Origin of the sequence: Clostridium sulfidigenes (genome assembly GCF_052067195.1) — a bacterium.
GTDB lineage: Bacteria > Bacillota > Clostridia > Clostridiales > Clostridiaceae > Clostridium_J > Clostridium_J sulfidigenes.
Window position 1 is genome coordinate 1 of the sequence record NZ_JBQHQR010000007.1, and the last position, 14,150, is coordinate 14,150.

At 30.4% G+C, this 14,150-nt stretch carries 14 protein-coding genes; 1 reads left to right on the plus strand and 13 read right to left on the minus strand.

Annotation, left to right across the window (positions count from 1 at the left end):
• Positions 1-84: 84 nt before the first annotated feature.
• Together ACTNBA_RS09620 and ACTNBA_RS09625 are read right to left on the minus strand one after the other, a co-directional pair.
• A complete protein-coding gene (locus ACTNBA_RS09620) occupies positions 85-870 on the minus strand; it encodes an aminoglycoside adenylyltransferase domain-containing protein (RefSeq protein WP_441073706.1) in 786 nt (261 codons plus the stop codon).
• Positions 871-887: 17 nt separating this feature from the next.
• A complete protein-coding gene (locus ACTNBA_RS09625) occupies positions 888-2,180 on the minus strand; it encodes a GNAT family N-acetyltransferase (RefSeq protein ID WP_441073708.1) in 1,293 nt (430 codons plus the stop codon).
• Between the two features lie 421 nt (positions 2,181-2,601).
• Here ACTNBA_RS09625 and ACTNBA_RS09630 point away from each other — a divergent pair, with 421 nt between their 5' ends.
• Positions 2,602-3,045 (plus strand): bis(5'-nucleosyl)-tetraphosphatase, encoded by a 444-nt coding sequence (locus ACTNBA_RS09630; protein ID WP_441073710.1) that lies wholly within the window; start codon positions 2,602-2,604, stop codon positions 3,043-3,045.
• Positions 3,046-3,095: 50 nt separating this feature from the next.
• On the opposite strand, the gene ACTNBA_RS09635 is transcribed toward ACTNBA_RS09630, so the two are convergent.
• The 11 genes from ACTNBA_RS09635 to ACTNBA_RS09685 form a co-directional block, all read right to left on the minus strand.
• On the minus strand, positions 3,096-3,755 hold the full coding sequence (locus ACTNBA_RS09635) for a V-type ATP synthase subunit D (protein ID WP_346893130.1): 660 nt from the start codon (positions 3,753-3,755) through the stop codon (positions 3,096-3,098).
• A 3-nt stretch (positions 3,756-3,758) separates the two neighbouring features.
• On the minus strand, positions 3,759-5,141 hold the full coding sequence (locus ACTNBA_RS09640) for a V-type ATP synthase subunit B (protein ID WP_035131359.1): 1,383 nt from the start codon (positions 5,139-5,141) through the stop codon (positions 3,759-3,761).
• The gene (locus tag ACTNBA_RS09645) at positions 5,134-6,909 is read right to left on the minus strand and encodes a V-type ATP synthase subunit A (protein WP_441073713.1); all 1,776 of its coding nucleotides are present in this window, start codon (positions 6,907-6,909) and stop codon (positions 5,134-5,136) included. The genes ACTNBA_RS09640 and ACTNBA_RS09645 overlap by 8 nt, the downstream gene beginning before the upstream one ends.
• A gap of 17 nt (positions 6,910-6,926) precedes the next feature.
• Complete coding sequence (locus tag ACTNBA_RS09650; protein ID WP_035131363.1) at positions 6,927-7,235, minus strand: V-type ATP synthase subunit F; 309 nt, start codon at positions 7,233-7,235, stop codon at positions 6,927-6,929.
• Positions 7,228-8,229, minus strand: coding sequence for a V-type ATP synthase subunit C (locus ACTNBA_RS09655; protein WP_441073715.1), 1,002 nt, complete (start codon positions 8,227-8,229; stop codon positions 7,228-7,230). The genes ACTNBA_RS09650 and ACTNBA_RS09655 overlap by 8 nt, the downstream gene beginning before the upstream one ends.
• Before the next feature lie 15 nt (positions 8,230-8,244).
• Positions 8,245-8,847, minus strand: a complete 603-nt coding sequence (locus ACTNBA_RS09660; RefSeq protein ID WP_441073717.1) for a V-type ATP synthase subunit E — start codon at positions 8,845-8,847, stop codon at positions 8,245-8,247.
• Between the two features lie 17 nt (positions 8,848-8,864).
• Positions 8,865-9,338 (minus strand): V-type ATP synthase subunit K, encoded by a 474-nt coding sequence (locus ACTNBA_RS09665; protein ID WP_441073719.1) that lies wholly within the window; start codon positions 9,336-9,338, stop codon positions 8,865-8,867.
• 24 nt (positions 9,339-9,362) lie between these two features.
• A complete protein-coding gene (locus ACTNBA_RS09670; RefSeq protein ID WP_441073721.1) occupies positions 9,363-11,324 on the minus strand; it encodes a V-type ATP synthase subunit I in 1,962 nt (653 codons plus the stop codon).
• Entirely contained in the window at positions 11,311-11,637 is a 327-nt protein-coding gene (locus ACTNBA_RS09675) for a hypothetical protein (RefSeq protein ID WP_035131371.1), read from the minus strand. Before ACTNBA_RS09675 ends, ACTNBA_RS09670 begins: the two co-directional genes overlap by 14 nt.
• Before the next feature lie 238 nt (positions 11,638-11,875).
• Positions 11,876-13,594, minus strand: coding sequence for a B12-binding domain-containing radical SAM protein (locus ACTNBA_RS09680; protein ID WP_441073723.1), 1,719 nt, complete (start codon positions 13,592-13,594; stop codon positions 11,876-11,878).
• Positions 13,595-13,599: 5 nt separating this feature from the next.
• The gene (locus ACTNBA_RS09685; RefSeq protein ID WP_150845503.1) at positions 13,600-14,103 is read right to left on the minus strand and encodes a hypothetical protein; all 504 of its coding nucleotides are present in this window, start codon (positions 14,101-14,103) and stop codon (positions 13,600-13,602) included.
• Between the last annotated feature and the right edge of the window lie 47 nt (positions 14,104-14,150).

A 14,150-nucleotide genomic window follows, 5' to 3' on the forward strand; every position in this document is an offset into this window, starting at 1 on the left:
CTTTTTTTTAAAAGCAACATTCAAGTTGCTTTATTTGTCATGCAAATTTTTAGGACACTAACAATTAAGAAATTTATATAAAAATTATATTGACTTCATATAGTTAGTCTCACTATTAAAATAGTTATCTATATTGTTCATAATAAAATCTGCAAAGTTCACTAGACCTTTCTCATTAAAATTAGCTTCTTCTCCATCTTCATAGCAGTTTAAAGCTTTTTCTACAGTCTTTATATACTCCTTCGGAAGATTAGAGCATGCCCATTGTCCCCCCTCTTTTTTGGAACAAATAACGTCTTTTTTAAGATAATATAGAACTCTACAAAGATTAAGAATAGTATACATAGGCAACTTTATAATTTCTTCTCTAGAATTTGCTATGTCAAAATAAATTGATTTTAAATAGTCTTTTCTTGGTACAGGTGAAAATATATCTTCTATGGAGCTACCATATATACAAATCCCTCTAGCTCTTGTTATTGTAATATGAGCAGCTAAATCTGGATCTTCTCCATCTTCACATAAATAGCTATGATTAGCTTCATAAGTTGTTTTATATGCATTAGAATAGTGAAGTATATATGGAGTTGGATGCTTAAAGTTCTTAACATCCTTTTCTAAAAGCACACTCATTTCCAAACCTTTTCCTGGTCCATCTTTAGATAGTTCTAATAAAATATCTACAAGCTTTCTTTTATCATTGGCATTTAGGTTTTCTTTTACTACTACTAAAAAATCTATATCACTTATATCAGGGTTAAAACAATCCATAGCTAAAGAACCATGAATATAGATTCCTATTAGGTTATCCTTTAATATGGTCTTATAGCTTTCTACTATACTATCTAATATGGTTTTTATATTTTGCATTTTATACAATTCCTTTCCTATAACTTATACTTTTCATTACAGATCTCTATAATAAATTTGATGAAGTCTTTAACTGAGTGTTCTCTTTCAAATGTTGATCTGTAAAAGGATAAATCAGAATTTCGCTTCCTAAGTCTTAAACATTCTTTTATAATTAAACTATACTCCTTAGGTATAGTAGTTATTGCATATTCTAAAGCTTTGTCTTTAGAAGTTATAGCTTTATTTTCTAAGGTATATAGTATTCTACATAGGGTTGCAACTGCGAATTCAATCCATTCATCCTGGAGAAATATATAATTTTCACTTAATTTATCCTTCCAATAATTATTTAAATTGAAGTTCATATTTTCTATAATACTACACCAATCTACTTCTATAGATAAACTGTTAACATCAGAGCAATTTATAGGTATGCCAAAATACTTTAGTGTCCACCAAGTAATATAATTAATATCGTAATAGCCATAGTAATGAAGAATATTATCACAAAAGTATATATAAGGGCTTATTTCTGAATTAAGCTTACCTACTTTATCCTTAGTTATATACATGCCTTCCATCCTATTACCATATTCAAAAGTTTTACTTATTTTCCTATGGACTTTTTCTACGGTACCAATATCTTCATTTTCAAATTCCTCATTTAATATTGTTATAAAATCTATATCGCTTGTTTTCTCACTAAAACAACCTAGTGCTACTGAATTATAAATATATATACCAAATATCTTATTAGGAAAGTTATCTCTTAGGGATTTATCATATTCATTTAACATAGGAATTAAAATCTCTGGAATGGGCGTGTTTTTTACCTTCTTCTCATAGCAATAAAAGTGAACTTCTCTATTAGGAAAATATAATTTACCTACTCTTTTATATCCATGATTCTCATATAATTTAAGTGCTTTTCTATTTTCGCTATAAGCATCTAATCTTATAGATGTGTATTTATTTTCATCAGCAAACTCTTCAATGAATTTTAATATTTTCTTTGCAATTCCCATACCTTGATATTCAGGAAGTACAGCTAACCTATGAATAACCAATACTTTTTCACCTTGAGTAATCCAATTTATGTTATTGTACTCTGAGGGTTGCTCTTCATCTATGGCGAAATATGCTATAGATAGTCCGTTGTCTTTTAACAAATAGCAATTACCACTAATAATATCAGTTTCTATAATATCTAAGCTAGGATAAAATTCATTCCATTGATAGATGTTATGGCTTTCCATATGAGTTTTACACTTAGAAATTATATCAAAAATACTTGATAGATCTTGTTTTTGGCATTTAATAATATTCATAACCTATTTCCTTTTTAATCATATTTTTTATTGAATATATTTTAAAATAGTAGTTATATTATACCATTTATATAAATATAATTCATAAATTTATAATAATAATATTGAAGTTAGTGTATAATATTCATATATTTTCAAATTAATTATTTTCATAGAGGTTGTGATTTTTTGAAAAGCCTTTAAGTATATTATTTGACTTAGGAGATACTGTACTAGAGTATTATTATAATAACCCTATAGAAGGAACTAAAAATATATTAGAAAACTCAATAAATCCTTATAATACAACAGCAGAAGAAATTCAGGAGCTAGCAGTAAAGTTAACCCAAGAAAACTTTGGAAAAAGATAAGTGACATATATAGAGTTTATAGAAGTTGGCTCTATATATGAAATAGAAAAGTTAATTAAGGAGATAAAATAATGGATATTTTAATTAATAATGTGGATGAGAATATGAGCTATGAAAAATCATGTGGAGCAGTAGTATATAAAACCTCAAATAAAGGAATTAAATATTTGCTTTTAAAAAGTATTGGACTTGATAGTTATTGGGGATTCCCTAAAGGCCATATGGAATATTCAGAAACAGAAGAAGAAACAGCATTAAGAGAAGTTTTTGAGGAATGTGGACTGAAAGTTAACTTAATTGATGGATTTAGAGCTACAGATAAATATAATATTGATAATTTTATTGAAAAAGAAGTGGTATTGTTTTTAGGAGAAGCTGATAATAGTTTAATTAAAATTCAAGTAGAAGAAATTGAGGATTATAGATGGTGTAATTATGAGGAAGCTAAGAGCTTATTAACCTATGAAAGTGGGCGAAGAATCCTTAGTGAGACTAACCAATTTTTATGTGAGTGAATTTAAGTAAACAGAAATTAAAATAAGAGGTAACCCGGAGGTTACCTCTTTTACATCTGCTCAGCTGCAGCCTGTGCTTTTTCCATCATATCTTTTACCTTCATTAGACGGCTTAAAGCACCTCTTTCATTTTCATCCAGCTTCATTTTAATATACTTAATTGTTTCTTGAAGCTGAGGAATTGTCATATATTCTAGAGCGTTTACCCTTCTTCTTGTCTTCTCAATCTCATCGGCCATAAGCTGACAAGACTTTTCTACTTCTGCAAGTTCTAGAAGCTTAGGAAGAATTAAATAAAGCTGTTCTATAGAATTATCAAGTTCTGAGGAAGTACTGTAAAATCCATAAGGATATATACTACCTGAATCTCCTTCTAGCTTACGTACAAAGTTCATAACAGGTACATTTACACTCATTATGTTTTTTTCTGCTAGCTCTAAAGATATGCTTTCCTTAGGATAAGAAATAGCTTCTTCCAAGAACTCAGGTGATATAGCTGCTGATGCCATAAGAAAATCCTTAAAGGCACCTTGAAGTTTCTCTTCAACTTCACCACGTAGCTTATTGTTGTATTTTATTAGATCTATGAACCTTCTCATTAATTCATCTTGTTTATCTTTAAGAAGTTTATGCCCTCTAGTTGCAGTAGCTAGTCTTTTCTTTAATTTGGATAGCTCCATTCTAGTAGGATTGACATTTAATCTTGCCATATGCTATGCCTCATCTCCCTTAGGCATATACTTTTCAAGGTATTCATCTCTAATTCTCTTAAGCTCTGTAGTAGGAAGTATGGTTAGAAGCTTCCATCCAAGAGATAAAGTTTCTTCTATGCTTCTATTTGTATTAAATCCTTGAGAAACATATTCATTTTCAAAAGCCTCAGCAAACTTAGCATATTTTTTATCTGCATCTGAAAGAGCAGATTCACCTAGAATTGCTGATAATTCTTTTGCTTGCTTACCTTGTGCATATGCTGAAAATAATTGGTTCATAGTATCTGCATGGTCTTCTCTAGTTTTACCCTTACCTATTCCTTTATCTTTAAGTCTTGATAGTGAAGGTAATACATCTATTGGAGGCATTATACCCTTTTGATATAACTCTCTAGATAGAATAATTTGTCCTTCTGTTATATATCCAGTTAAGTCTGGAATTGGGTGAGTCTTATCATCTTCTGGCATTGTAAGAATCGGAATTTGAGTGATAGATCCTTCTATACCTTTTAATCTTCCAGCTCTTTCATAAAGGGTAGATAGGTCCGTATAAAGATATCCTGGATATCCACGTCTACCTGGAACTTCCTTTCTAGCAGCTGATACTTCTCTTAGAGCTTCTGCATAGTTTGTTATATCAGTCAATATAACAAGTACGTGCATTCCTTTTTCATAAGCTAAATACTCAGCTGTAGTAAGAGCCATTCTTGGGGTAGCTATTCTCTCGATAGCTGGGTCTGAAGCTAAGTTCATGAATAGTACTGATTTATCTATAGCACCAGTCTTTTTAAACTCATCTACGAAGAATTGGGCTTCTTCAAAAGTTATACCTATAGCTCCAAATACAACGGCAAACTTAGAATCTGAGTTAAGAACTTGAGCTTGACGTGCTATTTGAGCAGCTAATTGTGCATGTGGAAGTCCTGAACCTGAAAATACAGGTAGTTTTTGACCTCTAACTAATGTATTAAGCCCATCTATAGCAGAAATTCCAGTTTGAATAAATTCAGATGGATAATCCCTTGATACTGGGTTAATTGGCTCACCGTTTATATCTACTCTTTTTTCAGCTATAATACTAGGACCATCATCGTTTGGATTTCCCATACCATCAAATATTCTTCCTAACATATCCTCAGATACTCCAAGTTCTAGAGGTCTTCCTAGAAATTTGGCTTTAGTACCTTTTAAGTTTATTCCAGATGAACCTTCGAAAAGTTGAACCATTGCTTTAGAACCATTAACTTCTAGAACTTTACCTCTTCTCTTTTCTCCAGTTTGTAATTCTATTTCAACTAATTCGTCATATTTAACGCCTTCAACACCTTCAACAACCATCAAAGGTCCTACAACTTCTGTAACAGTTCTGTATTCTTTAAGCATCTAGAACCCCTCCTTCGCTAATTAATCTATTAATTTCTACTACTAATTCCTCAGCGATGTTATTGATAGTGTCAATATTATCTTCGGCAATATATTTACTTCTTGCAATTTTATCTCTCATAGGTAAATTTAATATATTGTTTAGATAAACTCCAGCTTCTAAAGCACGTTCAGCTTCTTTTCTAAATAATAGAATTAATTTTAGCATTTTATGTTGTTTGCCAAGTGAAGCATAAGTGTCTATTTCATGGAAAGCATTTTGTTGTAAATAGTCTTCTCTAAGAGACTTTGCAACTTCTAATTTTAATCTATCTTTTTCAGATAGTGCATCTATACCTACTAATCTAACAATTTCATCAAGGCTAGCTTCTTCTTGTAGTAGTGTCATAGCTTCAATTCTTAGTTGAGACCAATCTGATGCTACTTCATCATCCATCCATTGACCTATACTATCTAAGTATAATGAGTATGAACTTAACCAGTTTATTGAAGGAAAGTGACGCTTATAAGCTAATTGAGCATCTAGTCCCCAGAATACCTTAACTATTCTTAAAGTAGATTGAGTAACTGGTTCAGATAAGTCTCCACCTGGAGGAGATACGGCTCCAATAGCAGTAACTGCTCCTTGTCTACCATCTTTTCCTAAACATATAACCTTACCAGCTCTTTCATAGTAATCTGCAAGTCTTGATCCTAGGTAAGCTGGATATCCTTCATCACCAGGCATCTCTTCAAGTCTACCGGACATTTCTCTTAGAGCCTCAGCCCATCTTGAAGTAGAGTCTGCCATTATAGAAACTGAGTATCCCATATCTCTAAAGTATTCTGCTATAGTTATACCAGTATAGATACAAGCTTCACGGGCAGCAACTGGCATATTTGAAGTATTAGCAATAAGTACTGTTCTCTTCATTAAGCTTTCACCAGTTTTTGGGTCTTTAAGTTCTGGGAATTCATTAAGAACGTCTGTCATTTCATTACCACGTTCACCACATCCAACATAAACAACAATTTCAGTATCTCCCCATTTAGCTATCTGGTGTTGAACTACTGTTTTACCAGCTCCGAAAGGTCCTGGTACCGCTGCAGCTCCACCTTTAGCTACTGGGAAAAATGTATCTATAACTCTTTGTCCTGTAATCATTGGCTCAATAGGTTTTAACTTGCTAGCATAAGGTCTTCCTTTTCTAGCTGGCCATTTTTGCATTAGGGTTAACTCTTTATCACCCTTTTCGGTTTCTACGATACAAACAGTTTCAACTATAGTAAAGTTACCTGATTTTATTTCTTTAATCTTTCCTTTTACTCCATTAGGAACCATTATCTTGTGAAGAACTACGGCAGTTTCTTGAACTGTTCCAATAATATCTCCAGCTTCTACCTCATCTCCAACCTTTGCTGTAGCATTAAATTCCCAAACCCTTGTTCTGTCTAGAGATTTAACCGCAACACCTTTTTTAAGGAAATGAGAATTTGCAGCTTCTTGCAAAGCATTAAGTGGTCTTTGAATACCATCAAACATAGCTTCGATTAATCCTGGTCCAAGTTCTATACTTAGTGGCTCTCCTGTTGTAATTACTGGGTCTCCAGGTCCTATACCAGAGGTTTCTTCATAAACCTGAATGGAAGCTTTATCGCCTCTCATTTCAATGATTTCACCAATAAGTCCCTTTTCACCAACTTTTACAACGTCAAATATATTAGCATTATCCATGTCCTTAGCAACTACTAATGGACCTGAAACTTTAACAATAGTACCATTCTTCAAGTTTTTTACCTACCTTTCTATAAGATATTTACTCCAACAGCTTTTTCTACATAATCGCTGATTTTTTGTTTACCAATATTTAGTGTGCCTTGATTGCTTGGTATAAGTATAATTGCAGGTATAAGCTTCTTATTATACCTTTCAATAGTTTCTTCTAAATGCTGAGCTAATTGCTCAGTTAAAAATATTACAGCATAATTTTCAAAAGCCATTTTATCTACAATTTTTCTTGCTTCTTCAGCTTCAACTGCTGGATAAACATCAATTCCTAAGGCCTTAAATGCTAGTATTGAATCTTTATCTCCAACTACACCTATCTTATACATATAGTTCACGCAACCTTTCTCTGATAACTTCAGTAGCAACCTTATTAATCTTTCCTACCATAATAATTCTAATTATTTTAATTTCAATTTCTTTAGCAATTATATATGCAATGATAGGCTCTGGTCCGAAGTTAACTCTCTTAGCTTCCTTTGCATGATCCATAATATAATTATCATAGAGTACATCTAAGGATGAAATGCTACCTGTAGCCATGTATTCTTCTAAGATGGTATGTAGTACCTTTGAGTAAGGGGTTCTAGATATTTTACTAGTAAAGATTTCTAGGGATTCATTTATTCCTTCTATAAAAAAGTTATGCTTTATAGTTCCACCAGGTATTAATACACCTTCAAGGAATCTACCATCTTTATTTTGTTTTTTAACTCTAAGCATAGTCTTTATATTAGTAATATCTATAGACTCATTTACATATCTAGTTATATACTGAACATCTATATTCCTTGCTTTTTCTATCATACCTTCAAACATGTATTTATCTAAAAGAGTGTCTATTACTTGAGGATCTGAATTAACCTCAAACTCTTTTTCTACCTTAGTGATAACTTTTTGAATTTGCTTATCTAAGGATTTTAGCTCATCAGATAAAATACAGTTTTTAAGAGTATCTAAAGGAATTGTTCCTATTGGTATTAAAATATTAGATAAATCCTTGCCCAAGGCTTTTGCCTTTAATAAAACTTTAATATTATGATAATCATATCTTAAACTCATAATATCTATAATTTCTTTTACAGGAGATATTTTATATAAAGTGCTGTAAAGATTCACTAGCTCTTCCTTAAGGATTTTTTCATAATCATAAACTGAATCTATATTATTAATAAGTTCACCATAAGTAGTTTCCTGTAATATCTTTAAAACTTCCTGTGGTCCATCACTATCTAATAATCTCTCAATTTTATTTTTATCAAGGAGTCTTTTTTCCATTACCCTTAATCGAGCTACAGCATGGGTAAAATCCATTCTGTCCATTTAAATACCTCCTTACTATTCTGTAAACAATATTTTCCCAACTTCATACTCTAATTCATATTTAAGTGAGTTCACAAGTTCATCAAAGGAATTATTTATCTCAATTCCATTTTTACTAAGGATAAACCCACCATCAATTTCATGAGTTTTAACGTTGAATTTTAAATTTCCTAATTTGCCCTTAGATATCAAGGACTTATTTACCTCGTCTAAGAACTTTTCAGGAAGCTTATCTCTATCTACTGGGTTTATAATTATTTCTTCATCTCCATGGATGTCTAAAGCCATAATAGAGTTTTTTATAAATTTAGTGAATTCTTCTGCATTCATAGCTTTTAGTTTTTCCTTAGCTGCTTCAAACACTTTCTCAATAACTTGTTGCTTTGCTAATAATTTTTTATTTCTTATTTCTAAATCAGTTTTTGAGATAATTCTTTCTTTTATAGTTTTACTTTCCATTTCAGCTTTTTGTAAAATAGAAGAAGCTTTTTTATTGGCCTCTTCTGTTTTCTTTTTAATTATTTCATCAGCTTTAACGGTAGATTCATTTAAAATTTCAATTTTTTTTACTTCTGCATCCTTTATAATTTTAGAAGTAAGATTATCCAAATTAGACATATTATTCACTTCCTTAATTAAAAGTTACCACTCATTACTAGTAGAAGAGACATTACAAATCCTAAAAGTGCATAAGTTTCAACCATAACAGTCAATATAATACCTTTTGTGTTGTGCTCTGGTCTCTTAGCTAAAATTTGAACTGCTGAAGCTGCTGTTTTCGCTTGAGATATAGCTGATTTCCATCCTGCTATAGCTATTGGAAGACAAGCTGCAAATAGATAAAACCCTTGACCAAAAGACATATCTGGTGATAATTGTAAAGATACTAAAAGTGCTATAACAAATCCATATAATCCTTGAGTACCTGGAAGTAATTCAAGAATTAAGGCTTTACCAAACTTCTCTGGTTCTTCTGCTAAAAGTCCACTTGCTGCTTCACCAACTATACCAACACCCTTTGCTGATCCTATCCCTGGTAATGCTGCTGCAAGAGCAACTCCTAAAGCTGCTATAATTATTCCACCGTTTCCCATTAAAAAATCCATCATAATATTTTATTCCTCCTAATTTATCTATTTTGATATTTTAAAATATTTAGAATTATATTTTAAAGGCTCAAAGGATGTCCCTCCACCTTCATAAAATTTTCCGAAATATTCAAGGTATTGTAATCTACATGTGTGAACATAGGCACCTAATGCGTTGATAAATAAGTTAAATACATGGCCTACTACGAATATTGCTACACCAAATATAATTGTAGCCCATGAAGTTGATACCATACTTACCATAATATTAAATGCATAAGCGATAAATCCTGTTGCTAGTCCTAAAGCTGCAAGTCTAGTATAAGAAACTAAATCACCTACATAGGATGTTATTCCATATAGAGCATAGAATCCTTGGCCTAACTTACCACCTATAGAACTTTCTTGGCGTCCGTTAGTAAGTACAATTCCTACCATTCCAGCAATAGTACCATATTTTGCTATAGCAATTATTACAGCTGGAACTCCAAGAGAAGCTAAATCTACAAAAGCACTTAATGCCCAAATAATAGCACCAGTTAGGGTAATATACCATAATCCAACGTCTGCAAAGGCTCCAAAGTAATCTTTATCTCTTATTTGCATGTATGCTTTAATTCCAAGACCTACATAAATTTGAATTAGTCCCATTACTACAGAGACAATCATTAGTAATCCTACATTACTATCCGGTTTCATCCATAGAGGAGCTATCTTGATAAAATCCCCAAAATAACTACCATACATGATGCCCCAGAATATAGTAGAAATACTTAATAAGAAAAACATCTTTATAGATTTTCTCGTGTCCTCATCTAAATTAAAAGTAGTAAGTGCAATTAAAGTACCTACAAACATCACAAGGCCATATCCAGCATCTGATAGCATCATTCCAAAGAAGAATATGTAAAAAGGTGCTAACAGTGGTGTTGGATCAATCTCCTTATACTTAGGTACACTGTACATAGAAGTAATATTTTCAAAGGATTCAAAGACTTTATTGTTTTTTAATTTAACAGGTACATCGTCACCTTCTGCGGATTCTGATTCTAAATAATAATCATCACCTAAAATACTTTTCAATGTGCTTTGAAAGTCATTATGCAATTCGGAAGGATAGTATCCTTCTATAGCCACAATGTTTTTACTCTTCAGGAAATTTTCGGTAGATTTTAATCTTAATAATAAAGAACTGTAGTATTCGTAAACTACTTTATATTCTTCTAGTTTATTAACATGTTCTTTCATACCTTCTTGAATAAAATTATTTTCTGTATTTATTGATTCAATGGTTTTTTTGTACTCTTTTATAACTTCTTTAGGTACTCCATCACATTGAATATCAATCTTACTGAAGCTTGAAGATTTGAGCAGTTGTTCTATATCAGCTAAGTCATCATTGTGAGCTATCACCATTATGTAGCTGTTTCTACCTATGCTGCTAATAACTTCAAAGTAGTAGTTTTTAGTTGTTTCCTCTAACTTAAGCCTTAAAGAATCTACATTCCCTTGTGGAATTTCACCTAGTATAGCCTTAGATTTTTTTAGTACATTTATGCTTTCTACTGAGGTGTCTAAAGATTCCCATGGTTTTAGCTCTTCTATATTGGCCTTTAATTTAGTTATATAATTATGATTCATGTTTATTTTATTATCTTTTTGTTTTAGGTCACTATATACCTCATGCCAATGAGAGGTACTTGTAATCTGCTCTAACACATCATAGCTATAGCTCTTTTTTCCTTCCTTTAGGTCTTTTAGTAGTTTAGGCTTTTCACTAAATGTGCTCAAAAGCTCAATGATAAATTTTACTTTTGATAATTCACCTTCTACTTCAGAAATTTCACTGCTTGCACTATCACTTTTTAATTGATTCAATTCACTACTTTCATTTTTACTTAAATCTAGGAATTGTACATTTTGGAAGGATTGCAGTTTCTCAAGCAAAGATTTTTTTTGATTTTCAAAGGCTAAGAGCATAAATTTATTCATTTTAACTATTGCCATTGAACTTCACTATCCTCTCAATTACTAAATTAATAGCTAAATCAATCTTTTCCTTAGAAGTATTAATTATATTTTTAACTTCTTCATCCCCTTTAGCTAAGGTTGGTTGTGACTCCTCATTTCCTTTATTAAGAGCATCTTCTTTCATTTTTTTTGCTTTTTCTGTAGCATCTTCAATGATAGCATGGTACTCTTCATTGCCTTTAACTTGAGCATCACTAATTATTTGTTTGCTATTTTCTACTGCTTTCTCTAATATATCCTTTGCAGTAGATTCGGCCTGTTGAATTTTACTAATTGCTTCTAGCGCCAAAATATCACCACCTTTTAAGTATTAATTATATATATAACCACTTGTATTAAGTCTAATTTCTGCACTTATGTAACCATAATAACTAAGTGGTATTGGATAACTTATAACATGGGTTAGTTCAACTCTTTAAAAGATATATTAAAATCTATTATATCAGTTTTCTTAAAAAGTACAATATACCAATACAAAAAATTAATATATTGTACTTTTTAAAATAACAAAGATTTTACTTGACATTTTATTGAACTTTTAATTCACTTTCCTGTATAAATATTCTTTCCTTAATGTGATTATTTATAAAGGCAATATAATTTAAGGTTTTCTTTATTTCTCCACATTCAATAAAACTTTGTATATTATGATTAAATTTAAACACACTTATTTTATTTATATTATCTATAGAATTTTTATTCATAATGTATTCTTTTATATTTCTCTCTTCAACTTTACTCATTTCTATTCTTAGAAAGTCAGGTATCCACTTTGTGTTATTATATGAGAAATACTCATATCTTATTATGTCTAATAATAATTCTTTCTCACCAGCTTTGATAAAGTCATTAAATTCAACAAAGAGAGAGTAATAATCTACAGATGCTATGCTGCGTCTAAAGTATCCCTTGCCATCATAAAATTTAGATAGTTCATAGTAGAATTCGAATATATCTTTGAATTTATTACTTTTTTTAAAGAAATTTAATATAGTATAAAACTTACCACTATTTAAATACTTATCGACCATATGCTCAATTTTCTTTAGTATAATTAATTCATCATAACTTATATTTTTTGTTTTTAGAATTTCATAAGGTGGATAAGGTGAATAAACCATTCCCCATTTTTCACTTTCTTCCCTCATTTGAGAACCTTTTAAAAGCTTTAAAAATCCTAATTGTAACTCCTCTGGACTAATCTCATATACTTCATTAAAGGATTTTCTGAAGGAGTTAAAGTCTTCACCAGGTAACCCTGCAATTAAATCTAGATGTTGCTTAATATTCTTTAGTTTATTTAGCTCTAATACTTTTTCTTTAATAGTTGAAAATTCTATAGTTCTATTAATATTTCTTAATATTTCATTATTGGTGGTTTGAACACCTACCTCAAATTGAAACATGCCACTAGGTGCTTTACTAAGTATATCTATTGATTCACTACTAAATAGATCTGCAGATACTTCAAAGTGGAAACAGGTATTCTCTCCATTTTCAATTAGATAACTCCATATAGCATTTGCAAAAGCTTTATTACAATTAAAGGTTCTATCAACAAATTTAACTAATTTAACTTTTTTATCTATAAAATATTGTAGTTCTTTTAACACTCTATCTATGTTTAAGAATCTTACTCCATGGGTAGTTGAAGATAGACAGTACTTACAATTAAAAGGACATCCTCTAGAAGCTTCATAATATACAATTTTATTTTTTAAGTCGTCATCAGTCTCATAAGGAAATACTATATTGTTCATATCCATTAATGGTCTATTACCTCCATATATAATGCCTTCCTTACTTTTGTAGTATAATCCCTTAATATTTTCACAATTATTATTATCTCCATTAACTTCAATATTTATTTTAAAATTAATTAATTCTCTATAGGTTTCTTCACCTTCTCCTTCAATTAAATATTCACCTACATTTTCTGTTAAAAACTCAATAGGATTATAAGAAGTTTCTGGGCCTCCATATATAATTTCAATATTACTGTCTATAAGCTTTATTAAAGTTGATACCTTTTTAACAAACTCAATATTCCAAATATAACAGGAAAATCCTATTATATTTGGTTTTTCGTATAGTATTTCTTCAACTATTCTTTCTTCTCTATCATTTATAGAAAACTCCATAGTGTGACAATTATAATCTAAATCCTTTGTATATGCTTTTAAATATCTTACTGCTAAATTGCTGTGTATATACTTTGAATTTACTGCAACTAAAACTACTTTCATTTTTATTAACATCCTTTCTTTCTGCCCACAATCCTAAAGGTACCATTGGAAGATACTGCTTCTACAATATCAAAATAATTCTTTAGTCCGTCTATAATTTTTGATGAAGTATTATCAGTGAATAAGTTAAGTAAGTTTATTTGAAAATTCTTCATACTTTTATCAGGCAATGATACCCTTATATTTTTTTGTAATGTCTTTAATGGCTCCTTTTCCACATCCCAAATATAAACATATCCATTATTTTTCATTAATCTATATATATTATCAAAAAGCTTTAGCTTTTGTCTATGGGTTTTAATTTTATTTAAGGTAAAAAATACTATACAGCTATCATAATACCCTTCATTATCACAGGATTTAGAAGGTGCATTCTCCAAATAATTAACATCTATAAAATTATCATAATATTTATTAGCCTTATATATTATACCCTGGTTTCCATAAGTAATATCCAATACGTTACCTCTAAAAACCTCTTTTTCTAAACTTACAAATAAGCTCTCCATTTCACACCTCCATATTTTTATATTATTGATAATATTCTTTTTAATTT

What these genes read in the sequence shown, in the direction of transcription:
- ACTNBA_RS09620 (WP_441073706.1), bottom strand. Translation starts at nt 870, where the DNA reads ATGCAAAATATAAAAACCATATTAGATAGTATAGTAGAAAGCTATAAG.
- ACTNBA_RS09625 (WP_441073708.1), bottom strand. Translation starts at nt 2,180, where the DNA reads ATGAATATTATTAAATGCCAAAAACAAGATCTATCAAGTATTTTTGAT.
- ACTNBA_RS09630 (WP_441073710.1), top strand. Translation starts at nt 2,602, where the DNA reads ATGGATATTTTAATTAATAATGTGGATGAGAATATGAGCTATGAAAAA.
- ACTNBA_RS09635 (WP_346893130.1), bottom strand. Translation starts at nt 3,755, where the DNA reads ATGGCAAGATTAAATGTCAATCCTACTAGAATGGAGCTATCCAAATTA.
- ACTNBA_RS09640 (WP_035131359.1), bottom strand. Translation starts at nt 5,141, where the DNA reads ATGCTTAAAGAATACAGAACTGTTACAGAAGTTGTAGGACCTTTGATG.
- ACTNBA_RS09650 (WP_035131363.1), bottom strand. Translation starts at nt 7,235, where the DNA reads ATGTATAAGATAGGTGTAGTTGGAGATAAAGATTCAATACTAGCATTT.
- ACTNBA_RS09655 (WP_441073715.1), bottom strand. Translation starts at nt 8,229, where the DNA reads ATGGACAGAATGGATTTTACCCATGCTGTAGCTCGATTAAGGGTAATG.
- ACTNBA_RS09660 (WP_441073717.1), bottom strand. Translation starts at nt 8,847, where the DNA reads ATGTCTAATTTGGATAATCTTACTTCTAAAATTATAAAGGATGCAGAA.
- ACTNBA_RS09665 (WP_441073719.1), bottom strand. Translation starts at nt 9,338, where the DNA reads ATGATGGATTTTTTAATGGGAAACGGTGGAATAATTATAGCAGCTTTA.
- ACTNBA_RS09670 (WP_441073721.1), bottom strand. Translation starts at nt 11,324, where the DNA reads ATGGCAATAGTTAAAATGAATAAATTTATGCTCTTAGCCTTTGAAAAT.
- ACTNBA_RS09680 (WP_441073723.1), bottom strand. Translation starts at nt 13,594, where the DNA reads ATGAAAGTAGTTTTAGTTGCAGTAAATTCAAAGTATATACACAGCAAT.
- ACTNBA_RS09685 (WP_150845503.1), bottom strand. Translation starts at nt 14,103, where the DNA reads ATGGAGAGCTTATTTGTAAGTTTAGAAAAAGAGGTTTTTAGAGGTAAC.